Genomic DNA, 23320 nt, shown 5'->3' on the forward strand with positions numbered 1-23320 from the left:
GTGCTTTATTTGGGTAATTCGTAGACAGGTTTTTTAGGATTGGCTCGAAACAGAGTTAAGGTTTGGCCAATCGCTTGTATTTTATGTGCGCCAGTTGCTGCCAAGATGTCTTTGATGTGTTGTTGGCGGGTTTCTCGATCAGTGCGCAGTTTGACTTTGATCAGCTCGTGTTGATTCAAGCAAATATCTAATTCGTTAAGGATGTTTTCAGTGATTCCTTTGTCTGCGATGGTTACCACAGGCTTGGTGTCATGACCGATGCCTCGAAGAAATTTTTGGGCATTCTTACTGAGGTTTTTATTGTGGGATTTATTTACAGCTTTGTTTGACATTCAATGATAAAATTTTAAATAAGCACCATTTTACCAGTTAAACAGGCACCTTAACACCACAGCAGCACATTTATGGCAAATCAATATGGCAAGAAGTAAAAGTTCGAATAGTTGGCTCAAAGAACATTTTGATGATGAATTTGTGAAGAAGTCGCAGGATTCAGGCTATCGCGCACGTTCCGCATTTAAGTTAGAAGAAATCATCGATAAATATAATGTACTTGATGGTATCAGTGCGGTGGTTGATTTGGGGGCGGCGCCGGGTGGTTGGTGTCAGGTCATACAAAAAAAATCACCCAGTACTGAGTTCATCATTGGGTTGGATTTATTACCGATTGAGCCGATTGATGGCGTTGAATTTATTCAGGGAGATTTTACTTCGGATGAAGTTTATGAGGTGCTTTTACAGCGCCTTGGGAGTCGAAAAATAGACCTTGTTTTATCTGACATGGCCCCCAACTTAAGTGGTATGAATGCCATGGACCAACCACGTTGTATGTTGTTGGCCGAAATGGCTTTGGAGTTTTGTCAACAAGCACTGCAACCTGGTGGCGCTCATGTTGTCAAACTTTTTCAGGGCGAAGGTTTTGATCAACACATTCAAAACATGCGTCAATTATTTAACAAAGTAGTGATATACAAACCCAAATCATCGCGCCCACGATCAAGAGAAGTTTTTGCGGTGGCCACCGGGTTCAAGTAATAGCAGAGGCTGATTTTGAATAACATAGCTAAGAATATATTATTATGGGTCGTTGTACTGATGGTGCTGATGAGCGTTTTCGGTAGCATGGTTCAACCACCACAAAAACAAGGCGAAGTCGTCTATTCGCAATTTATCAATATGGTTCAAGGCGGCCAGATTGAATCGGTGGTTATCGACCCCGAAACATCGGTACACCGTAAAATCACTGCCACCACCACTGGCGGAGAGACCTTAACTGTACAGGCGGGTGATGACCCACATCTTGAGGACGACTTACTGCTGAATAATGTCACTTATTCAGTCAAAGCACCTACCAAAGAAAGTTTTGGCTGGCGCATGTTTGAAATTGTCTTTCCGATACTGCTGTTCATTGGCCTGTTTTTCCTGATTATGCGCCAAATGCAAGGCGGTGGCGGTAAAGGTGGCGCCATGAGTTTTGGTCGCTCGAAAGCCAAACTGATGACAGAGGAGCAAAATAAAGTAACCTTCGCTGATATGGCTGGTGCCGAGGAGGCCAAGGAAGAAGTCTCTGAAGTGGTTGATTTTTTGCGTGACCCCACTAAATTCCAGAAATTAGGCGGTCATATACCGCGTGGTATCTTGATGGTAGGATCACCGGGTACAGGTAAAACATTATTAGCCAGAGCCATTGCTGGTGAGGCTAAAGTACCGTTTTTTACCATTTCGGGTTCTGACTTTGTAGAAATGTTCGTAGGTGTCGGCGCCTCTCGTGTGCGTGACATGTTTGAACAAGCCAAAAAGAATTCACCCTGCATCATTTTTATCGATGAAATCGATGCTGTCGGTCGCCAACGTGGAGCTGGCTTGGGTGGTGGACACGACGAACGCGAACAAACCTTGAATCAGTTATTGGTTGAAATGGATGGATTTGAGGGCAATGAAGGCGTGATTGTCATTGCAGCAACCAACCGTCCCGATGTGTTAGATCCAGCCTTGTTGAGACCGGGCCGATTTGACCGTCAAGTGGTGGTGCCATTGCCTGATATTCTGGGCCGTGAAGCGATATTGAAAGTGCACATGAAAAAAGTACCATTGGCAGATGATGTCATACCCTCATTAATAGCGCGAGGCACTCCAGGATTTTCCGGTGCAGATTTGGCCAATCTAGTCAATGAAGCTGCCTTGTTCGCAGCGCGCCAAAACAAAACAGAAATCAACATGGAGATGTTCGATAAAGCCCGCGATAAAATCATGATGGGTGCCGAACGTAAATCGATGGTGATGAAAGATGAAGAAAAAAGAAACACCGCTTATCATGAAGCAGGTCATGCCATTGTGGGTCTGAAAGTACCTGAACATGATCCGGTTTATAAAGTCACCATCATCCCACGTGGTAGGGCGTTGGGTGTGACCATGTTTTTACCTGAAGAAGACCGGTATTCTTACAGCAAAACAGCGCTTGAAAGTCAAATTGCCAGTTTGTATGGTGGGCGCATTGCGGAAGAAATTATCGGTGGTCCCGAGTCGGTGACCACGGGTGCTTCAAATGACATTGAGCGAGCCACTGAAATTGCCAAAAACATGGTGACCAAGTGGGGTTTATCTGACATGGGTCCCTTGTCTTATTCTGAGGACGAAGGTGAGGTGTTCTTGGGCCGTCAAGTGACTCAACATAAGAACATGTCGGATACCACGGCGGAAAAAATCGATAAAGAAATCAGACAAATCATCGACCGCAATTATGACAAAGCTGAAACTATACTCAAAGAAAACATGAATATATTGCATTTGATGGCAGATGCTTTGATGAAGTATGAGACCATCGATGCCAAACAAATTGCTGAAATCATGCAGGGCAATGAGCCCACACCTCCTGAAGGTTGGGATATTGACATGCCTGAAGATGATAACGATGACAAACCAAAAGGCAAAAGTTCAGGTGAGGGAGAAACCACCATCGGCGGGCCTGCTGAACAAGTCTGAAACGGCTGATTATGAAAGATTTTAAAGTGATGGGGGTCCTGAATGTGACCCCCGATTCATTTTCTGACGGTGGAGATTTCAACCAAATTGATGCTGCCATGGCACAAGTTGAGCGCATGGTTGAGGCACAAGCTGACATCATTGATGTCGGAGGCGAATCCACCAGGCCAGGTGCAACCACCGTTTCAGTGGATGAGGAAATTGCTCGGGTTGTTCCAGTGATTAAGGCCATTCGGCAAAAATATCCCCAAATAACCATTTCAATCGACTCCAGTAAAGCTGAAGTGATGGAAGCTGCCATCATGGCAGGTGCCAATTTCATCAATGATGTTAATGCATTGGAAGCTGATGGTGCCATTGAAGTGGCTGTTAAGCATGATGTGAAGGTTTGTTTGATGCACAAAAAAGGCACGCCCAAAGACATGCAAGATAACCCTGAATACGATGATGTTGTGCAACAGGTACTGGATTATTTTGATGAGCGGATAGAGACATGTTTGTCATGGGGCATGGACGCCGATAACATCATTTTGGACCCAGGCATCGGTTTTGGAAAAAAACTAGAACATAATTTACAATTAATCAAACACACCTCAACCTTGAAACAAATGGGTTTTCCAGTTTTGCTTGGGGTGTCAAGAAAATCGATGTTTGGTGAATTATTGGATCGTCCGGTTGATCAGCGATTGGCCGGTTCCTTAGCGGTGGTTCAGTTTGCTTACCTGCAAGGCGCTGATTATTTTCGGGTTCATGATGTCGCTGAAACCGTAGATGTTTTGCAAGTGTCGCAGTCGTTATTACAGCAGCAGGACGATACAGCAGAGGAGGTGTGAGGTGAGTAAACAGTATTTTGGAACCGACGGTATACGCGGCAAAGTGGGCGGTGAATTGATCACTGCTGAATTTGCCTTGCGACTGGGTTATGCTGCGGGAAAAGTCTTGGGTGAGTCGATGCCCAATAAAACCATTGTGATTGGTAAAGACACCCGCGTCTCAGGATACATGTTGGAATCGGCCTTGGAGGCTGGGCTGTCTTCAGCGGGTGTCAACATCATCTTATTTGGGCCAATGCCCACTCCGGCGGTGGCTTGGTTGACTAAAACCTTACACGCCAGTGCTGGCATTGTGATCAGCGCATCGCATAATCCCTATTACGACAATGGCATCAAGTTTTTTAATCAAAATGGCAACAAACTCAATGACGAACAAGAGCTGGCCATAGAAGCTTTGTTGGACCAACCCATGAGCATGGTTGAGTCAGCTGAACTGGGCAAAGCCAAACGCCTTACTGATGTGGCGGGGCGCTACATTGAGTTTTGTAAAAGGGCTGCCAATCGCCAATTACTGGCAGGTAAAAAGATTGTTTTGGATTGCGCCAATGGTGCCACTTACCACATTGCGCCCCAGGTGTTCCAAGAACTCGGCGCAGACATCACTGTCATAGCCAACCAACCCAATGGCTTTAACATCAATCAAGATTGCGGCTCGACTGAGGTATCAGTGCTCAGTGAGAAAGTGTTAGAAACCAAAGCCGATCTCGGCATCGCGCTCGATGGCGATGGTGACCGGGTGGTTATGGTTGATCACACCGGTAACGAGGTCAATGGTGATCAGTTGATCTTCATGGTGGCCAAGCATTTACAGCAGAAAAACCAACTCAAAGGCGGGGTGGTTGGCACCTTGATGTCAAACCAAGGCATGGAGGCTGGTTTGAAACAACTGGGCATTGCCTTTGAACGTGCTGATGTCGGTGACCGTTATGTGCATCAAAAACTGACCAAAAGAAAGTGGATTTTAGGCGGTGAGTCTTCTGGACATATATTGAACCTGGATTTGGCTGGCACCGGTGATGGCATCATCAGTGCTTTGATGGTGTTGGAAGTGATCATGGAATCTGGCAAATCACTGAAAGACTTGGCAGCAGAAATGGAACTGTTTCCACAGGTTATGATCAATGTGATGAATGAAAACCCCAAGCAATTGAGCCGAAACATCAAGCTCATAGAAGCAGCAAATTTGGTTGATGAGTCCATGGGCGATGATGGCCGGGTGTTGATCAGGGCCTCAGGTACAGAACCCAAATTACGCGTGATGGTCGAAGCCAAAGATGCTGATGCCGCCAAGCGACAAGCCCAAAACTTAGCAAAACTGGCTGAAACTCTGGGCGCCAATTAATAAATTTACCCACAATAATTACCCATAAAAACTGAGAAAAAACCATGAAAAATATTTTGATTTTGTTATTCATAATGTTTAATTTCAGCGCCTATGCTGAACAGCAAACAAGACCCGCTGAAACCAGTATCGAGTTTCCCACAACCAGTGACTTGTGGTTGCGGGCTGCACCGCCTTCAGCGAGGATGTTAGCAGCCTATGTCTCGATTGATAACCAAACCGATCAAGCACTGACCCTGGTGGGCGCTTATGCACCGGATTTTGGTATGACTGAAATTCATAAAACCATCGAAGTGGATGGCATGCTTAAAATGCGTGAACAAGAATCCATTGCACTGCCACAACAGTCACAAATCACCATGCAACCAGGTGGTTTACATATCATGTTAATGATGCCGAAAACATCATTCAAAGAAGGCGATGAGGCTCGGATTTGTTTGATTTATCAGGATGAAGCGGGTAATGAGCATGTGCAACACCTGGATTTTCCGGTAAAGAAAAAATAGCAAGATTTAGGCTCTCATGAAAAAAGCTGATTTTAATTTCGAGTTGCCCAGTGAATTGATAGCCCAACAACCGCTGGCTCAACGCAGCCGCTCGCGTTTATTGAAGCTGGATAAACAAAGTGGTCAAACCACTGATTTGATGTTCACTGATATCCTGAATGAACTGAATGATAATGACCTGCTGGTATTCAACAACACCAAGGTGATTCCAGCGCGGTTATTGGCACAAAAAGCCACTGGTGGTAAGGTTGAAGTGTTCATTGAACGTGTGCTCAATTCCGGTCAAGCCAAAGCCATGCTCAAAACCAATAAAGCGGTTAAGTTAGGCACTGAAATTTACTTTGATGAGGTGCCCAAGCTGGTTGTGACTGCCAGGCAAGGCATGTTTTATCTGGTTGAGACAGTGGGCGACATGGCACTGAGTGAGTTGATGGAAAGCCATGGGCACATGCCGCTTCCACCTTACATTTCCAGGGCCGCTGATGAGACTGATGACGAACGTTATCAAACCGTTTATGCTGATGATAATGAGGCAGGCGCTGTGGCAGCACCCACCGCAGGTCTGCATTTTGATGATGAACTTTTGGCCGAGATTCAAGCCAAGGGGGTTCAATCTGCTTTTGTCACCTTGCATGTCGGTGCGGGTACCTTTCAGCCGGTTAAGACCGATGACATCGAAGCCCACCAAATGCACAAAGAATGGCTCAAAGTCGATCAGTCTGTTTGCACAGCTGTGCAAAAAACCCAAGCCAAAGGCGGCCGGGTGATTGCTGTGGGTACTACGGCGGTGCGTTGTTTAGAGACAGCCACTGTAGATGGTGTTATCCAGCCATTTGAGGGTGATACAGAAATATTTATTTATCCAGGTTATGACTTCAAAACCATTGATGGTTTGATCACCAATTTTCACCTGCCAGAATCCACTTTAGTCATGCTGGTCTCGGCCATGGCGGGACGTGAAAACATCCTCAATGCCTACCAACACGCTGTCGATGAGCATTATCGTTTTTTCAGCTACGGCGATGCCATGTTGATTGTTTAAGGATCTTATACAGCAGGCCTCATCATAAAGTGTCATTCTGAGCGCAATCGTGGTACTCAGTTAACGGCCTATTCTTTGAAAAAAGTCATTCTATCGTTCACTGAGCTGAACCGAAGTGCGAATGAAAATACCTAAGTAATTATTTTTTTAACCCATATTTTCAATAATTTTGATGTTATTGTCTTTGAATTACGCTTTATAGACTACGAGTCAAATAAATGTGCAATTCACCATGATTAAAGAACCAAAACATTCACTAAAACAATTCAAAAGAAACCTATTGTGCAGCGCCATATCGATCTGCCTTCCATTAAGCATTCAAGCGGCTGATTTTCCGGTGACTGTATCGAATGATGATGGCACTGGAAATACAGTTGGTACTTTAAGCCACGCCATCAGAGAAGCCAACGTCACACTTGGTATCGAACATAACATCATCTTACAAACTGATGTGACTGTTCAAGGTGTTATGAAGCGCTTAATCGACTCAAATGTTACCATTCAGAGTGATGGCACGCGAAGAACCATAGACGGTAACAGTCAATTCAGACCCTTGTTTGTTAAATCTGGTAATGTCACCATTCAAGGTGTAGATATCATTAACGGATATGCGAGCGGTGGTGATGGTCTAGGTGGTGGAGCGGGCATGGGCGGTAGCCTATTTGTTTACGATGGCAATGTGACACTTAATGAAACCGTCTTTTCTGGTTCAATAGCAAAAGGTGGCTTGTCCGATAACAGCCTTTCAGGCGGCGGTGGCATGTTTGGCCAAGCAGAGAATGGGGGTGGCGGTCTGTTTGCCTCCGCAGCAGGTGGTTATGGTGGAACTGGTGGATATTATAGCGGCTTTGGTCATGGCGGTGATACTGCTGAGAACGGCCAAGGTGGTTATTTTGGTGGCGGTGGTGGTTTAGGGTTTAGTGGCGCAGCAGGCCCAGGTGGTTTTGGCGGTGGTGGTGCTTTAGGTATTGAATTAACTTTTCCAGGTCCAGTGATAACAAATACCTATGGAGCAGGTGGGTTTGGCGGGGGAAGCATTGACGACCCTGGCTACGGCGCATCAGCCAACGGTGCCGGTATGGGTGGTGCCGTGTTCATACGCAGTGGAAATATTGACATAAAAAACAGTAGCTTTGAATACAGTGAAACCACAGCATCTTCAGGAGCCAGGGGTTTAGGTGGCGGAATATTCGTCATGCACACAATGACCAACAGCAACGGCAATAACCAAGGCATGCCAGCACAACTCGCAACTGTAACAGGATGTGGCAATGAATTTTTTGCTAATATTGCCTCAGGCGCATCTGGCGTTCCTGGTGATAACAATGATATTTTCGATGTAGGTGGCTTGGCTGAAGATTTAACCCAGCTTTGCCCACAGGAACAAAATTTAATAGTGACTGTCGCTGAAGATGATGGCACCGGATCGACAGAGAACACCCTCAGTTGGGCCATCAAAGAATCTAATGCCCTATCAGGTGATGACACCATCACATTGGCCACCGATGTGACTATAACTGGTGTGATGAAACGCTTGATTGACTCCAATGTAACCATCCAAAGTGATGACACCCGAAGAAGCATCAGTGGTAACGGACAATACAGACCTTTGTTCGTTAAATCAGGCACTGTATCCATTCAAGGTGTGGACATGATTAACGGCTATGCCAAAGGTGGTGATGGCTATTCCGGTGGTGCTGGCATGGGTGGTGGTTTATTTATTTATGATGGTGTCGTTACGATTGCAGACACCCATTTCAGTTATTCCTCTGCCATCGGTGGATCAGGAGAAGTTTACTTAGGTGGCGGTGGTGGTATGTTTGGTCATGGAGATGCCGCTGGCGGTGGACTGTTTGCCTCAGCAGCTGGCTCATACAATGGAGATGGCGGATATTATGGCGCTTTTGGTCGTGGTGGTAACCTTGACGGTGGCAATGGTCAGTTTGGTGGAGGGGGTGGTGTATCTTATATAGGTTCCGGTGGTAATGGTGGTTTTGGTGGCGGTGGTGGTGATAAAAGTGCGCTCTCCGGCGATGTGGGAAGTGGCGGTTTTGGCGGAGGCAGTGAAGATAACCCTGGTTTTGGCGCCACTGATGACGGTGCCGGCATGGGCGGCGCTGTTTTTATCAGAAGTGGTCAGGTAACCATCAAAGGTTCAAGTTTTAGCAACAATGCAGCCGATGGTGGTCAGGCAGCTGGATTTGGGGGCGCTATTTTTGTTGTACACACGACAAGTAACAGCAACTCAAATAACCAAGGTATGCCTGCTAATCTTGCAGATGTAGAGATTTGCGATGTTCAATTCAGCAACAATTTGGCCTCAACATCAGCAGGCACATCGAATAACAACAATGATTGGTTCGATCAGGGTGGTCAAATATCTTTAACTGAATGTCCGATATTCAAAAGTGGTTTTGAGTGACTTTTAGAAAATTAAATCAGTTTTTAAGGGTCACTTGGGCACCGCTCAGTCAGCGTATCGCCCACTGAAGACTTCCAGTTCGCTCAACACAAACTGAGCCAAAAAGCTTTTAAACTATATGGAAAGCTAAAATTATCTCAAAATCTAAGGTGAGGATAGAGTAACTATTTCGTGTGCTTTATGAGTTTCTTCGGCTCACTGCATTCGAATCAGGCTTTATGTGCTTCGCACAAATCTCTTTATTTATATGGACTCGCCTTGAGCTCGCTCAGAATGACCATTGAGAATTTAACGCAACTTGCCGGAGTGTGCCACACTTCTAAACAGGGTGTTGGTCAACATCAATTGCAACCCATCCATGAAAGCCCGCAATGTGGGTTCTTGGGTGTAAGCGATGACCATGCCTTTACCGCTGGGTTGGTGAATCAGAAACGGTTTGTAAGCCAGTTGTTGGCGGTTTTCTTGCCACAGGTAACCACTGGCTAAGAGTTCATCGGCTGCTTTGAACCATGCCATATTCTTACCTTGGTCCAGCTTGATGGGCGTCAGAATGCGATCACCGGTGACCATACCAATCACCTCAGGCTTGATACCAGCGGTCAACCAATGGTCTTGATCCACCGCCACACGTGCCAACACACCAGCGACTGAATCAGGTGGGCTATCTGTTGCCTTGATGGCATCCATGTAGGTTGCTTTGGAGGGGATGATTTGACCCTCGGTGGTGCTTTCAGTTTCATCAATGGGTTGGTCGTTTGAGAGGTCATTTGGTTCATCTTCATATGCCAGTTCTTTTTGTACGGCCAGCCAACCGGTTGATGGTTCCAGGGCGAAATCAGTGGCAGCGCCCAGTGTGATCAGCACGCCGCCTTGTTCAACCCAGCTGGAAATTTTTTCAATAGCGGGTTCTGCAAGGTGGCTTTGGTAATTGCCTGATGGCAGGATCAGCACGTCGTATCGAGATAATTGTGCTTGTATTAAATGTTGGGTTCTGATGGCTGTGACAGGGTATTGTAATTGTTGTTCAATCACAAAGCGGGTGTTACCGGCACTTAAGCTGCTGGTGGGTTCATCCCATGCCATGGCAATGCGAGGCACCGGCATTTCGACCACTTGGGTGCTGCCAAAATTAGGGCCTTTGGTGACCCAGCTGCTGTCCACACCATCCACAATCGCACCTGTTTCTTTGGCCAACGTTTGTATATGTGCTGCTAATTCATCTGTGTTTTGTTTCACTTCAATGATTAAGGTTCCAGCAGGGTATTTTTTACCTCCAAGGGTAAATGACATATCAGATGATTTCATTTTCAGACCTTTTCGTAAACCTTGGGTCAGAAAGCGCCCAGCGGCCATGTCATTCCAAGGCACCAAATAAGCCACCTCAGGTTCAGGGTTATTGATGATGGCGGGCATCCAGCCACTGGCATTGAAAGCCATCAGGTCTTTGCTTTTGATGGAACCACAGCGGGTCACATCCAAATTGAACATCAGTGGCAAAGACCAAGCGGTTAAATCATATATTTCGTCATTAAGGTTGCGGGCGCGACGCGCTTCTTGGGTTTTAATGAAAGCCTCATCCATGTCGATTTGTTGACGCAACATGACTTCGACCATGCGGCCTTTGGGTTGGGCTGGATCCACCACGAAACTGCCAGATTTGAGGTTGTTACCACAAGCCTTTATGTCTTGTTTGAGTTGTTTGACTTCAATGCCATGGGCATCCAACAGTTGTGCCAGCTTGTGGGCGCCAGCGCGGTCTTTTTGTGCGGGAATAATAAAGGCCTGGCTTTTCTTTCCAGCAGCGATAGCGCTGACTTGGTACTGGTAAAAGTCTTTTAGCAGTTTCTCGCGGTTGGCTGCAGTGGCTTCAATGGTCGAGATTGATGCGATGAAATGTTTTTGTACCGAATCGGCATACGTGTAGCGCTCGCCGTTGCGTTTGATAAATACCTCGCCACGGGCAGAACCCACTTCATATGTAGAGGCTGAAGCGCCATAAAAGGTTGGCCAAGAGTCTCCATATCCCGGATAGAACGCATCGAAAATTTCGCGGGTGAAATAGTCATAACCCATGGCATCAAAATGCTTGGCGTGGTTTTTACCGATCAAGGCCATGTTGTCTATTTGCTCAGCAGTCATCAATGGATTCAAGGGTTGAGCTGCTGGGGCAAAATAATACGACATATCGCCGCCCATCTCGTGCAAATCAATCACCACCAATGGCAAGTAGCGATTCATATCAAAGATGCGCCCTTGGGTTTCGGGTTGGGTCATGGCCAACCAATCTCGATTCATATCGAACAGGTAGTGGTTGCTGCGACCTCGGGGCCATGGTTCGTTCTGCTCGGCGCTGTAACGATCACCACTGTGTTCCAATCCAACGGTGGCGTAATAGCGGCTGGTGAACCGCTCACGCCCATCTGGATTCTGTAATGGGTCAATGAACACCAAGGCATTGGCCAGTATGTTTTGCGTCATTGGCTGATCTTTGCTGGCCAATAAATGATAGGCCGTCATCATGGCGGCATCGGTGCTGCTGATTTCATTGCCATGTACGCCGTAACCCAGCCACACGGCTGCCGGCATGTTGTTGATTAACTGATCGGCTGCCGCTCGATCAGTGACTCTGGGGTCTGCCAGTTTTTGAATGTTTTGTTCAAACTCATCCAGTGCCGCGATGTTTTCAGCAGAGCCAATCACCGCATACATCAGGTCTCGCCCTTGCCAAGTTTGGCTGTATTTAACCAGTTTGATGTGTTCAGGTGCACTGCGCTTTAGGGCTTTGAAATAGTCCATCATGTCAGCGTGGTTGGTGATTCTTTGACCGGCAGCATAATCCAAAGCATCAACATGCCTGGGGATGTTTTCATCGTAAGTCATCTCAGGCCAATACATGTTGGTGGCATGCGCAGGGCAGGTGATTAACAGTATGAGGGTGGTCAGTGTGAGCAGCATTTTGTAGATAAACATGAAAAGCATCTGATGTTAAAGAAGCTGTTCAGTATAACTTAAAATCAGGGGAAAATAATCAGGCAAAGAAAAAGCCAACCCTGATGGGGTTGGCTTTGGTTAATGACCGCTCAATATGCAGAGGTATCAAACGAAAGGTTTGTTGTCCTTGGCATGTTCAACCAATAAGTCTGCCGGTGTGAAGCGGTTACCGTGTTTTGCTTCCAGTGCTTGCAGCGTTGCCAGGATATCTGCGGCACCAGTGGCATCAATGTAACTGAAGGGTCCACCGGTAAAAGGAGGGAAGCCTAAGCCCAGAATGGCGGCTAAATCACCGTCTTTGGCGTGGAATAAAATGCCTTCTTGCAAACACAACACACATTCATTGACGAACACCAAACCAATTCGATTCTGTATTTCAGTCTTATCCATTTCTTTGCGCTCTTCGCCACCAAAGAATTGGTAAATGTTGGTGTTAACGGTTTTGCGACCTTTTTTCGGGTAGCTGTAAAAGCCTTTACCGACTTTGCGACCGAATAACTTGGCATCAGCTAATTTTTGCACGGTGTCATCTTGTTCAACACCCCGGGCCACAAACATGTCACCCAAAGCACCGCGAGCGATGTGTGCCCCGACATCAATACCTACCTCATCCATCAAAGCCAAAGGACCAACAGGGAAACCCCAATCTTTCATCGCCGCATCAACGTCTTCAATCTTGGCGCCATCATGCAACACCTTGATGGCCTCGTGGGTCAGTGCTGATAATACGCGGGTGGTGTAGAAACCTGGGCCGTCTTTGACCGCCACCACCGTTTTACCTTGTTTGATGCCAACATTGGTGGCCATTTGGCGCGCTCGTTTGGAAGTTTTGTCAGTAACAATCAACTCCAACAAGGGCATTTTGGGTACTGGAGAGAAGTAATGCATGCCCACCACGTTTTGTGGGTTGGCTGCTTTTTCTGCAATGTTAGCCAGTGGCAGTGATGATGTATTGGTGGCAAAGACCGTAGATTTTTTACAGCGCGCCTCAACGTCAGCGAGGATTTTTTGTTTCAGGCCAATGTCTTCGAACACTGCCTCAATGATGAGATCAGAGTGATTCAGGTCATTGTCATCGGTGGTGGTTTTGATTTTCGACATCAAGCGATCTCGTTCAACCCGGCCCATGGCTTTTTTCTTCACCATTTGACTGAAATCTGACCAAATGGTTTTCAACGCACTGGCCAAGCCTTCTTCAGAGATGTCTTTGAGGATGACATCATAGCCATTCTTGATTGAAACTTCGGTGATACCGGCACCCATAAAACCAGCGCCAATCATAGACAGGGTATCCACGTTCTCGGTTTTGTTGTTGTTTTTCAGCTTTTTGTTTTCTTGCATGGCCAAGAACAAGCCAATCAAACTTTTTGAAGCTTGGGTGGCGTGTAATTCACCAAAACCAATGGCCTCAGCTTCAAGTCCTGCTGCCATGCCGTGTTCTAAACCAGTTTCAACACAATCCAGAATCTTTAATGGCGCCGGGTAATTACCACGGGTTTTGCGCATCACTGTTTCGCGGGCTTTTTTCAATACGAAATTACGCCCAGCAGATGTTTTCAAGGCTTTGTCCACCAAGCCCACTTTCTTGGCTTTGCGTTTGATCGGGTTGGCGGCCACTTTCAAAGCCGCTTGATACAGACCTTCTTTGTGTACCAGTGAATCAACCAAGCCTGATTTCTTGGCGCTGTGAGGGTAGATGTTTTTACCAGTTAACAAGGCATCTAAGCCATAACGGAGGTTAGTTAATCTGATCAATCTTTGGGTACCGCCGCCGCCAGGCAAAAGGCCTAATTTCATTTCAGGTAAACCAAAAACGGTTTTTTTGTCGGTGGTGGCCACGCGGTAATGACAAGCCATGGCGACTTCCAAACCACCGCCCAAGCAAGCACCGTTGATGGCAGCGATGACTGGTTTTTTTAATTTTGACAGGCGTGTGAGGATTTTGTTGCCCTCGCGAGAAAGGTTCTCAACTTCTTTTGAATCTTCAATGGCCATCAAATCCTTAATGTCAGCACCCGCTATAAAGCAGTTGTCTTTTTTCGAGATAAGTACTGCGGCTTTGATGTCGCTGTCGTTTTCTATTTTGTCCAACAGTCCGCTGAAATCATCCAGCATTTTGACTGACAAAGTATTGACTTCGGCGCCAGCTTGATCCATCCAGATGGTGGCGATTTCGTTGTCTTTGGTGAGTTTAAAATTTGCCATAACCTTATCCTATTTTCTTCAGAAGAATTGCTGAACCCAAGCCGCCTGCCGCACAGGCGCTGATCAGGGCGTACTTGCCTTTGCTCTCAATCAACCGTCTGGTGGCTGAGGTCAGCAGCCGCGAACCGGTGGCACCGAAGGGGTGTCCCAGTGACAGCGAACCGCCTTGTAAGTTGACTCGATCCATGGGAATCTCACCAAACGCACCATCCAGCCCTAAGCTTTCTTTGCAGAAAGTCTCGTCTTGTAATGCTGCCAGATTAGCCAGTACCTGACCAGCAAAAGCCTCATGAATTTCATACACATCAATGTCATCAATGCTCAATCCAGCTTCATTCAGTAATTTCGGCATGGTGTAAGCGGGGCCCAATAACAATTCACCCTGTGGATTTTGGCCAGAGAACACATAACCTTCAATCACCACTTGGGGTTTCAATTTGCGGCTTTTGGCTTCATCTACATCCATCAACAGACTGACTGCAGCGCCATCGGTGATGGGTGAAGCGTTACCGGCTGTGATGGTGCCGTGTGGGCGCACAAAGGCAGGCCTTAATTTACCCAGTTTATCCATCGAGGAGTTGGCGTAGAACGTATCGTCTTCGGTAATCACCTCAAACTTGGGTGGGATGGACAAGCTGCACACTTCATCTTTGAATACACCAGCTTCCCAAGCTTTGGCTGCCAGGTTGTGTGAGCGCAAAGCAAATTCATCTTGTTGTTCACGACTGACACCAAATTTGGCTGCCAATTGATCGGCATCTGCGCCCATGGTCAGACCAGTAGAAAATTCCGCAATCGCTGGCGCTTCAGGTGCCAATGAGTTGAATTTGAAATCTTTGAAGACTTGCCAGAAGCCTTTGAAACCTTTGGCTTTTTGTGCCTGTAATAAGGTTTTCTTCAATTTATGCGTGATTCTGACCGGTGCATCGGATGATGACTCGACACCACCGGCGATGGCCACTTTGGCCGCGCCAGACTGAATGGCGTTGGCGGTGTTGGTGATGGCGACATTGGCCGAAATACAAGCCATGGTCACCGAGTAAGCTGGCGTGTCCAGATTCAAGCCTGCACCTATCATCGCTTCTCTGGCAATGTTCGAGGTCGACGCATTTTGAATCACACTGCCCATGGTCACCAGGTCACAGTCATCTTGTAAAAAAGGATGGCGGTGTTTGAGGTTATTGATGGCTTCGCGAGCCAAGTCATAAGCTTTCAGGTCCATGGCTTTGCCACCTGGCGCTTTCATGAACGGCGTTCTTAATCCGTCAATCACAGCGACTTTGGAGTCTTTGAATATCATAAATAGTTCTGGCTAATATTAGAATTGAATTATTTTCACCATACGCATGCGTATTGTCAAGTGAAATACCACTCTCTTATATCTATAGCCAAATCAAGTGGTTTCAATGCTGAAAGGGGTTTGAGGTGTTATTAAGCTGGCCGCTCTTTATAATCCGTGGACTGATAATCATGTGATTGTTCTGGCGAATAGTAGTAAATCGCGATGGATTTTCTGATGCGACCCTCAGGACAACGCAAGGGTTCCGGGTGTCCGTGGTAGGAAGTGCTGGTGGAATTAAAAATGACCATGCGGTTGATGATGGGTTCGACGCTGCGCACACATTCAGACATGTTGTGGTCCCATAACTCCAAGTTACCGCCGTAGGATGCCTCCCAATCATCATTTAAATACAGCAGGAGGTTCACTTTGCGGGTGAAGTGAGTTTGTGGGTGGGAGTTGAAATCCGCATGCACTTCTAAGCTGCCGCCAGGTAATACGGCATGTAAGCCGCCACCTTCCATGTACGGATCAGGCACCAAGCATTGTATGCCAGTGAGTTCTTGCAGAAAATTAATGAACGGCTGCGAGTTCAATTCGTAAATCAAATGACGGGTGAAATAGGGAATCATGAAATCATTGGTGGTGGTGTTTTTATTCCACTCCAATGGGTGTCTGAAAGTCATCCAATTTTCTTGTTGGTCGGGCGGAATGAATTCCTTGTTAACCTTATTAATGATGGCAGGGTTAAAAAAATCATCCAAGACTATGTGGGGAAAAGGCTCTGCAGTGGTGTACTGGCTGTGCCACTGGTTTTTGTTGGCTTCCATTTTCTCTAATGGCATCATGGAATTGTTGCCGCGGATGTAGCGCCAAACTTTAAAGTCGTTGATCAGTCTCATGGTTAATCATTGCGTCAATTGAAGCGGCTATTCTAATTGAGTTTGGGCTTTGATACCAATTGATAAAAGTCAATATTAAATGGAATAAGACTATTCAGCGGTCATGCTATGAAGTGGATAGCTTGGTTGATTTCTTGACTGATGCTTGGCAATTCAACTAACATGTCTGACAAAATTTTAACAATTAAGGTGAGGCAGGTATGATGAGTAATGTTTGGGTAGATATATTGGCACGATGGGGCCACGGGTTGTTTGGTATCACGTGGATTGGCATGTTGTATTATTTTAACTTTGTCCAAGGTGAGTATTTTAAGGAGGCATCGAAAGAGGCCTTACCTGATGTCAAAGCCAAATTAGCCACGCGTGCTTTGTGGTGGTTCCGTTGGGGAGCGATGATGACGTTCATCACTGGCGTGGTGCTGTTAGGTGGCTTGGCTGCAGCGGTTAATGCCTGGATTTTATTGGGTGCCTTAATGGGTACTTTCATGTTCTTGAATGTGTGGTTGATCATCTGGCCCAACCAAAAAGTGGTGTTGGGACTGAAATCGGGTGATGTGGCTTCAAGTGCGGGTAAAGCCGGCTTGGCTTCAAGAACCAATGTGTTGTTCTCTGCGCCGATGCTGTTTTGCATGTTTGCATCGAAACACGGTGCAGCAGTGTCGACTGGCATGATTCCATTGAAAACCAGTGGTTTAACCACTGGCTTGATTGCGGCTTTGGCTTTGACTGTGATACTTGAGTTGAACGCTTTGTTCGGCAAAATGGGCCCCATGGCCAGTGTCAAAGGCGTGATTCATTTGTCATTGGCTTTAACGGCTGCATTGGTCGCTATGGTGGTTTATCTCTGATTCAATTGGCTGGCTTCAATATGTCAGTCAATAAGTAAGTATCACAATTCGCATAAATTCAATGTTCGATACATTGGATTTATGCGCCCTTGAATTTCAAAAAAATACCTCAATATCTCACGAATTCCTTAACCTTGGGGCGCTTTTATAGTATGATGCGCGCTCTTTATGGCCTATAAAGATTTTAAGAGACTTTTGTCTGATTTGTTGAACGTAATAAATGGCATGAAAAAACCATTTTATTCAGCAACTTAGCCAAAGGTCTTTTTATCAAAAACTGGGCCAATTTTTTAACTTTACCTGATTGGGTAAATGACGCAAGAAGAATGACATGACAGATTTAGCAAAATACAGAAATATTGGTATCTTTGCTCACGTGGATGCTGGAAAAACCACAACCACCGAGCGAATCCTTAAGTTAACCGGTAAAATCCACAAGTTGGGTGAGGTTCACGATGGTGAGTCAACCATGGATTTCATGGATCAAGAAGCAGAGCGTGGTATTACCATTCAGTCTGCTGCGACCACATGTTTCTGGAAAGACCACCGTTTCAACATCATTGATACCCCTGGACACGTTGATTTCACTGTTGAAGTTTACCGTTCATTGAAAGTATTGGATGGTGGTGTCGGTGTATTCTGTGGCTCTGGTGGTGTAGAGCCTCAATCAGAGACTAACTGGCGTTATGCCAATGAATCTGAAGTGGCACGAATCATTTTCGTCAACAAACTAGATCGTATGGGTGCTGATTTCTACAGGGTTGTTAAGCAAACAAAAGACGTTCTGGGTGCAACACCTTTGGTTATGACGTTACCGATAGGTATTGAGGATGATTTTGTTGGTGTGGTTGACGTGTTATCCAAGAAAGCTTACGTTTGGGATGATTCAGGTCAGCCTGAGAATTTTGAAGTTCAAGACGTGCCAGCTGATATGGTAGACAAAGTTGAGGAATACTACGAGCAATTAGTTGAAACTGCCGTGGAACAAGACGATGACCTGATGATGGCTTACATGGAAGGTGAAGAAGTTTCTATGGATGACATCAAGCGTTGTATCCGCAAAGGTACCCGTGACTTGGCATTCTTCCCAACTTACTGTGGTTCAGCATTTAAAAACAAAGGCATGCAATTAATCTTGGATGCTGTTGTTGATTACTTGCCGAGCCCAGTAGAAGTTGATCCACAAGATTTAACCGATCCTGAAACTGGTGAGCCCACTGGCGAAAAAGCCATCGTTTCTATTGATGAGCCATTCCGTGCTTTGGCCTTTAAAATCATGGATGACCGTTTTGGTGCTTTGACCTTTATTCGAGTTTACTCCGGTAAAATCAACAAAGGTGATACGGTATTGAATTCAGCCACGGGTAAAACCGAAAGGATTGGTCGTATGGTTGAAATGCATGCCGATGACCGCAACGAATTAGAATCTGCACAAGCCGGTGATATTTTGGCTGTGGTTGGAATGAAAAACGTACAAACTGGTCATACCTTGTGTGATCAGAAGCACGAATGTACTTTGGAACCAATGATTTTCCCTGATCCAGTGATCTCGATTGCTGTGGCACCTAAAGACAAAGGCGGTTCTGAAAAAATGGGTAACGCACTGGGTAAAATGGTTGCAGAGGATCCATCTTTCCAAGTTGAAACTGATGAAGATTCAGGTGAGACCATTTTGAAAGGCATGGGTGAATTGCACTTGGACATCAAAGTTGATATTTTGATGCGTACTTTCGGTGTTGAGCTGGAAGTAGGTGCGCCTCAGGTGGCCTATCGTGAATCTATCACCAGTAAGGTGGAAGATTCCTACACCCACAAGAAACAATCAGGTGGTTCAGGTCAGTTTGGTAAAATTGATTACACCATTGAGCCAGGTGAAGTGGGTTCAGGCTATGAGTTTGAATCAACAGTTACAGGTGGTAATGTACCTAAGGAATACTGGTCTGCGATTGAGAAAGGTTTTCACATGATGATGGAAGAAGGCCCACTGGCCGGTTATCCATTACAAGACCTGAAATTCACTTTAGAAGACGGTGCTTATCACGCGGTTGATTCATCAACCATGGCGTTTGAAGCAGCTGCCAAAGGTGCTTACAGACAATCTGTGAAGAAATGTTCACCACAAATCATGGAGCCCATCATGAAAGTTGACGTGTTCACGCCAGACGATCACGTGGGTGATGTGATTGGTGATTTGAACAGACGCCGAGGCATGATCAAGTCGCAAGACCCAACTGCCACAGCAGTTCGCATCAAAGCCGATGTGCCATTGTCAGAAATGTTTGGTTACATTGGTTCATTGCGTACCATGACTTCTGGACGTGGTCAGTTCTCTATGGAGTTCTCGCACTACAGTGCTTGTCCAAACAACATTTCAGAAGAAGTGATTGCAGCGGCCAAAGCCAGAAAAGAAGCTTAATTAGCTGCTTTAAAAAACCGAAGAAAAGGCTGCCCATTGGGCGGCCTTTTTTTTGGATATAAAAAAACGAATGTGATTGAGTCTTGGTGTTGAATTTTATTGGTTTGATTTTTTGATTTACACTCACGGAATGCAGCCACTAAGTGTTTTAGGTGTAGTTAACTGTTCTGTGATTCATGATTCAGCAACCATTCTTTCCGTCGCAGTCCGCCAGCATAACCAGTCAGGGTGCCGTTGGCTCCTATGACGCGATGGCATGGAACGATGATTGAGATGGGGTTTTTACCATTGGCAGCTCCAACAGCACGAACCGCTTTGGGATTATTAATCCGCTCAGCAATGTCGGCATACGAGGCAACCTCTCCATAGGGGATGGTATGTAGGGCTTTCCATACTTGCGTTTGGAAATCAGTGCCACAATCAGGCAACAGAGGTAAATCAAACGTTTGTCGTTGACCTAAAAAGTATTGTTGTAATTGCTGCTTACAAGACGCAGTCATCTGATTGGATTGCGGCTTATGTTCTTGAGTATCAATGAAATAAACACTGCTGAGGCCATGTTCAGTCGCTGAAATTTCTATTGTGCCTATCGCAGTGCTTAAGTATTCGGTGTAAATCATAATTGGTTCCACAATTGAAAAGTCAGGTAACTGCGCCAAGGTGCTACCGCTGCTGCATCAAAGGTTTTTTTGGGGCATTGTTCTATCGCCCTGATGACTCCCAAATCACTGCCTAAAAAAATGTCTGGGTCATTCAGACCTCGCATTTTGGCATAATTGACGGTCCAAGGACCAATGCCTTTTATCGCCAGCCATGAATCCGGATCTTCTGCCTCAGTTGAGGTTAGAAAATGTTCAGCCAAAGATTTAAGTGATTGTTTTCTTGCCGCTGGCATGCGGAAAAAACCAAGGGTACTGTCGCAGATGGATTGAGGTGTTGGAAAAAAACATTTTTGGTCATTGTGTTTTCCCAGTTCAGCCACCAGCTGTGACACCAGGTTTTTGGCTGCTTGTACCGATACTTGTTGTCCTAAGATGGCACGCACGCCGGCTTCAAAAACAGACCAAATACCAGGAAGCCTTAGTCCATGTTTCAAGGGGAAACCTTGCGGTAACTGTGCAGCCAGGTGTGATTCTACAGTCGATATGTCGGTATCTAGGTCCAGTATGCGGCGAATTTTTTGAATCACTGCTCGCAGTTGGCTCAAATCAGTCAAGCTGATTTTAACTGCAAAAGCATTTTTATCAGCCAGGTGAGTGGCCAAAAAAGAGCCTGATACGCCGTTAATTTGAAAACTCCTGCCATAACTGTCTTTGCTGATTTGTTCCAGTGATGCAATGGCACGAGTTTCAAGAAATTGTTGCATACTGGGCCAATCAAAAGGTGGTCTGTAGCTTAATTTCAAAGACAAATCATTGGCAGGCTGAGGTGCTTCATTGTTTCTCACCTGGCTGGGGGACAGTGATATGGCTTTGAGAAAACAGTCGTTGAAACGTCGCACGCTGTTGAAACCACAACTCAAGGCAATGTCCTTGATGGGGAGCCTGGTTTGGTGCAGTAGTTGTTTTGCCGTCAGGCATTGATGATACAAAGCATAAGCTTTGGGTGCTGTGCCTATGTGCTTAACAAACAGTTTTCTCAAATACCTGTCACTGACACCTAAATAATCAGCAAAATCAGTCAATGATTGATGGTCCAAGGCACCGGCTTCAATCTGTCTAATCGCCCGATTAAGCAAAGCTTGATTACCGAGCCATGCCGCAGAATGTGGTGCGCTGTCAGGTCGACAACGCAAACAGGGTCGATAACCAGCTTGTGCTGCTTGGTGGGCATGCATGAAGTACTCGACATTTTCTTCTTTGGGCGGTGTCGCTGGGCAAATACTGCGACAGTATATGCCTGTGGTTTTTACCGCGGTAAAGAATTGACCGTCAAACCTGGCATCTCTGGACAGTCTGGCTTTGTGACAAACGGCAGCTGATAACAATGGATATATAATCTGATGAAAAACCATATTCTAGTGCTTATGAATTAACAAGCCAGCCATTTTCGGAACTTTAGCAAAATAGTTCATAAATTCCGTTACTTTTATCACGCAAGTGCGTTTTCGTGCATAAGATGGTAATGATAGCTATTTATTGAATCACAATTGGGCGGGAGTTGAATTATTTTTAACGACAATCAAATCATGTTACAAGTCAAAGCAGGTGAAGTGCAGATGCTGGGTTTGTTGTATGAGCGGCACAAAAAAGCGCTGTTTGGTTTTTACTACAAAATGACTCGATCAACCCAATTAAGTGAGGATTTGGTACAAACGGTATTTATCAAAATACTTAAATCAAAACACACCTTCGTGGGTGATGGCAAATTCATTACATGGATGTTTCATATTGCCAGGAATGCCTTGCATGATCATTACCGGAAAAACAAACATGCTCACATGCATGTGGTGGAAGACCAAGTCAATGAATTGGTCTCAGATGAAAATTTAGCGGCACAACATGAAGCTGATGAAAACATCGAACGCTTATTTACAGCGATTGATTTACTGGCCACTGAGAAAAAAGAGTTATTAATCATGAGTCGATTTGAACAATTAAAATACAAAGAAATAGGTGAAATTCTGGGTTGTTCTGAGGGTGCAGTGAAAATGAAAATTCGCCGCACATTGATTGAATTAAGGGACAGTTACCAAAAACTGCAAACTGGAGATGAACATGTCGCCTAATGACGACCAACACCAGCCCCAGTCAGATTGGGTTATGGATTATTTGAATGGTGAATTAGACCACAGTCAAAGCAGGACTTTCAAAGAAATTTTGGCAGCTGACCCTGATTTGAAAAAAGAGGTTGAAGCGTTGCAACAGGTGATGCAGCAATTAACCCGCGCTGAACAACTTGACCAAGCCGAACCGTCAACTGACATGGATAAAAATTTTTATCAGATGTTGAATGCTGAAGTTAAGTTATCAAAACAAACAAAGACAACAACCATACAACGTTTATCGCAGTTGTTCTCACTGCCGGTTTTGCGGCGTTTTGGTATGGCTTTTGGGTTCGTGGCCTTTGGCGTTTTTGTTGGGCACTATTGGCATTTACTCAACCAACAAACAACCTTGCAAGCCCAGCAAGTAGCGATGAAAGACCAACAAATTCAAGCGCTGACTGTGTTGTCATTATTGGACATGCCTTCTGCCAATAAACGCATGTTGGCAGTGAGTCTGGCCAACACCACGAATCAACCTGATGCGGTGGTGGTCGATGCTTTATTAAACACCTTAAGACAAGATCAAAACATCAACGTACGCTTAGAGGCTTTGGATGTGTTGGCACAACTCAGTGGTCAAGACAAAGTCCGTCAAGGCCTGATTCAGGCAATAGCTTACCAACAATCACCCATGCTACAGATTGCCATAGCAAACTTGATGTTGCAGTTGAATGAAAAACAAGCCATTGAACCATTACAAAACCTACTTAAACAGCCTGATTTGATGCAACCAGTAAGAACGCAATTGGAAACCACGGTCGAAGGTTTGATTTGATCAATATTTT

The 23320-nt window shown here is 45.6% G+C and carries 18 protein-coding genes; 11 read left to right on the forward strand and 7 right to left on the reverse strand.

Annotated features, from left to right (window positions below; all coding sequences use genetic code 11):
- Positions 1 to 5: 5 nt before the first annotated feature.
- Positions 6 to 332, reverse strand: coding sequence for a YhbY family RNA-binding protein (locus QNI24_RS09380; RefSeq protein ID WP_267176439.1), 327 nt, complete (start codon positions 330 to 332; stop codon positions 6 to 8).
- 85 nt (positions 333 to 417) lie between these two features.
- On the opposite strand from QNI24_RS09380, the gene QNI24_RS09385 reads away from it, so the two are divergent.
- From QNI24_RS09385 to QNI24_RS09415, 7 genes are all read left to right on the forward strand, one after another.
- A complete protein-coding gene (locus tag QNI24_RS09385; RefSeq protein ID WP_267176440.1) occupies positions 418 to 1035 on the forward strand; it encodes an RlmE family RNA methyltransferase in 618 nt (205 codons plus the stop codon).
- Between the two features lie 15 nt (positions 1036 to 1050).
- Positions 1051 to 2982 (forward strand): ATP-dependent zinc metalloprotease FtsH, encoded by a 1932-nt coding sequence (gene ftsH, locus QNI24_RS09390; protein ID WP_430539209.1) that lies wholly within the window; start codon positions 1051 to 1053, stop codon positions 2980 to 2982.
- 11 nt (positions 2983 to 2993) lie between these two features.
- A complete protein-coding gene (folP, locus tag QNI24_RS09395; protein ID WP_267176441.1) occupies positions 2994 to 3815 on the forward strand; it encodes a dihydropteroate synthase in 822 nt (273 codons plus the stop codon).
- 1 nt (position 3816) lies between these two features.
- Positions 3817 to 5157: a phosphoglucosamine mutase gene (gene glmM, locus QNI24_RS09400; protein ID WP_267176442.1), complete on the forward strand. Its 1341-nt coding sequence runs from the start codon at positions 3817 to 3819 to the stop codon at positions 5155 to 5157.
- A gap of 44 nt (positions 5158 to 5201) precedes the next feature.
- The gene (locus QNI24_RS09405) at positions 5202 to 5663 is read left to right on the forward strand and encodes a copper chaperone PCu(A)C (RefSeq protein ID WP_267176443.1); all 462 of its coding nucleotides are present in this window, start codon (positions 5202 to 5204) and stop codon (positions 5661 to 5663) included.
- 16 nt (positions 5664 to 5679) lie between these two features.
- A complete protein-coding gene (gene queA / locus QNI24_RS09410) occupies positions 5680 to 6705 on the forward strand; it encodes a tRNA preQ1(34) S-adenosylmethionine ribosyltransferase-isomerase QueA (protein WP_267176444.1) in 1026 nt (341 codons plus the stop codon).
- Positions 6706 to 6937: 232 nt separating this feature from the next.
- Positions 6938 to 9127, forward strand: a complete 2190-nt coding sequence (locus tag QNI24_RS09415) for a hypothetical protein (protein WP_267176445.1) — start codon at positions 6938 to 6940, stop codon at positions 9125 to 9127.
- A gap of 288 nt (positions 9128 to 9415) precedes the next feature.
- Here QNI24_RS09415 and QNI24_RS09420 read toward each other — a convergent pair whose 3' ends face one another.
- The 4 genes from QNI24_RS09420 to QNI24_RS09435 all read right to left on the reverse strand — a co-directional run bounded on the left by QNI24_RS09420 (position 9416) and on the right by QNI24_RS09435 (position 16504).
- Complete coding sequence (locus QNI24_RS09420; protein ID WP_267176446.1) at positions 9416 to 12097, reverse strand: M14 family metallopeptidase; 2682 nt, start codon at positions 12095 to 12097, stop codon at positions 9416 to 9418.
- Positions 12098 to 12223: 126 nt separating this feature from the next.
- A complete protein-coding gene (locus tag QNI24_RS09425) occupies positions 12224 to 14323 on the reverse strand; it encodes a 3-hydroxyacyl-CoA dehydrogenase NAD-binding domain-containing protein (protein ID WP_267176447.1) in 2100 nt (699 codons plus the stop codon).
- A gap of 4 nt (positions 14324 to 14327) precedes the next feature.
- On the reverse strand, positions 14328 to 15623 hold the full coding sequence (locus tag QNI24_RS09430) for an acetyl-CoA C-acyltransferase (protein ID WP_267176448.1): 1296 nt from the start codon (positions 15621 to 15623) through the stop codon (positions 14328 to 14330).
- Positions 15624 to 15754: 131 nt separating this feature from the next.
- Positions 15755 to 16504: a 2OG-Fe(II) oxygenase gene (locus tag QNI24_RS09435; RefSeq protein WP_267176449.1), complete on the reverse strand. Its 750-nt coding sequence runs from the start codon at positions 16502 to 16504 to the stop codon at positions 15755 to 15757.
- Positions 16505 to 16707: 203 nt separating this feature from the next.
- Here QNI24_RS09435 and QNI24_RS09440 point away from each other — a divergent pair, with 203 nt between their 5' ends.
- Together QNI24_RS09440 and fusA are read left to right on the forward strand one after the other, a co-directional pair.
- A complete protein-coding gene (locus QNI24_RS09440) occupies positions 16708 to 17352 on the forward strand; it encodes a urate hydroxylase PuuD (RefSeq protein WP_283708678.1) in 645 nt (214 codons plus the stop codon).
- A 331-nt stretch (positions 17353 to 17683) separates the two neighbouring features.
- Entirely contained in the window at positions 17684 to 19768 is a 2085-nt protein-coding gene (fusA, locus tag QNI24_RS09445; protein WP_267176451.1) for an elongation factor G, read from the forward strand.
- Positions 19769 to 19926: 158 nt separating this feature from the next.
- On the opposite strand, the gene QNI24_RS09450 is transcribed toward fusA, so the two are convergent.
- Together QNI24_RS09450 and QNI24_RS09455 are read right to left on the reverse strand one after the other, a co-directional pair.
- Positions 19927 to 20388 carry a methylated-DNA--[protein]-cysteine S-methyltransferase gene (locus tag QNI24_RS09450; RefSeq protein ID WP_283708680.1) on the reverse strand — a complete coding sequence of 154 codons (462 nt, stop codon included), beginning with the start codon at positions 20386 to 20388 and terminating at the stop codon, positions 19927 to 19929.
- The gene (locus tag QNI24_RS09455) at positions 20385 to 21782 is read right to left on the reverse strand and encodes a DNA-3-methyladenine glycosylase 2 family protein (protein ID WP_283708681.1); all 1398 of its coding nucleotides are present in this window, start codon (positions 21780 to 21782) and stop codon (positions 20385 to 20387) included. The genes QNI24_RS09450 and QNI24_RS09455 overlap by 4 nt, the downstream gene beginning before the upstream one ends.
- A 174-nt stretch (positions 21783 to 21956) precedes the next feature.
- Here QNI24_RS09455 and QNI24_RS09460 point away from each other — a divergent pair, with 174 nt between their 5' ends.
- Positions 21957 to 22496, forward strand: a complete 540-nt coding sequence (locus QNI24_RS09460; RefSeq protein WP_267176453.1) for an RNA polymerase sigma factor — start codon at positions 21957 to 21959, stop codon at positions 22494 to 22496.
- Positions 22486 to 23310 carry a HEAT repeat domain-containing protein gene (locus tag QNI24_RS09465; protein ID WP_267176454.1) on the forward strand — a complete coding sequence of 275 codons (825 nt, stop codon included), beginning with the start codon at positions 22486 to 22488 and terminating at the stop codon, positions 23308 to 23310. Before QNI24_RS09460 ends, QNI24_RS09465 begins: the two co-directional genes overlap by 11 nt.
- Positions 23311 to 23320: the final 10 nt, after the last annotated feature.

Source organism: Marinicella marina (assembly GCF_030065545.1).
Classification (GTDB): Bacteria; Pseudomonadota; Gammaproteobacteria; order Xanthomonadales; family Marinicellaceae; genus Marinicella; species Marinicella marina.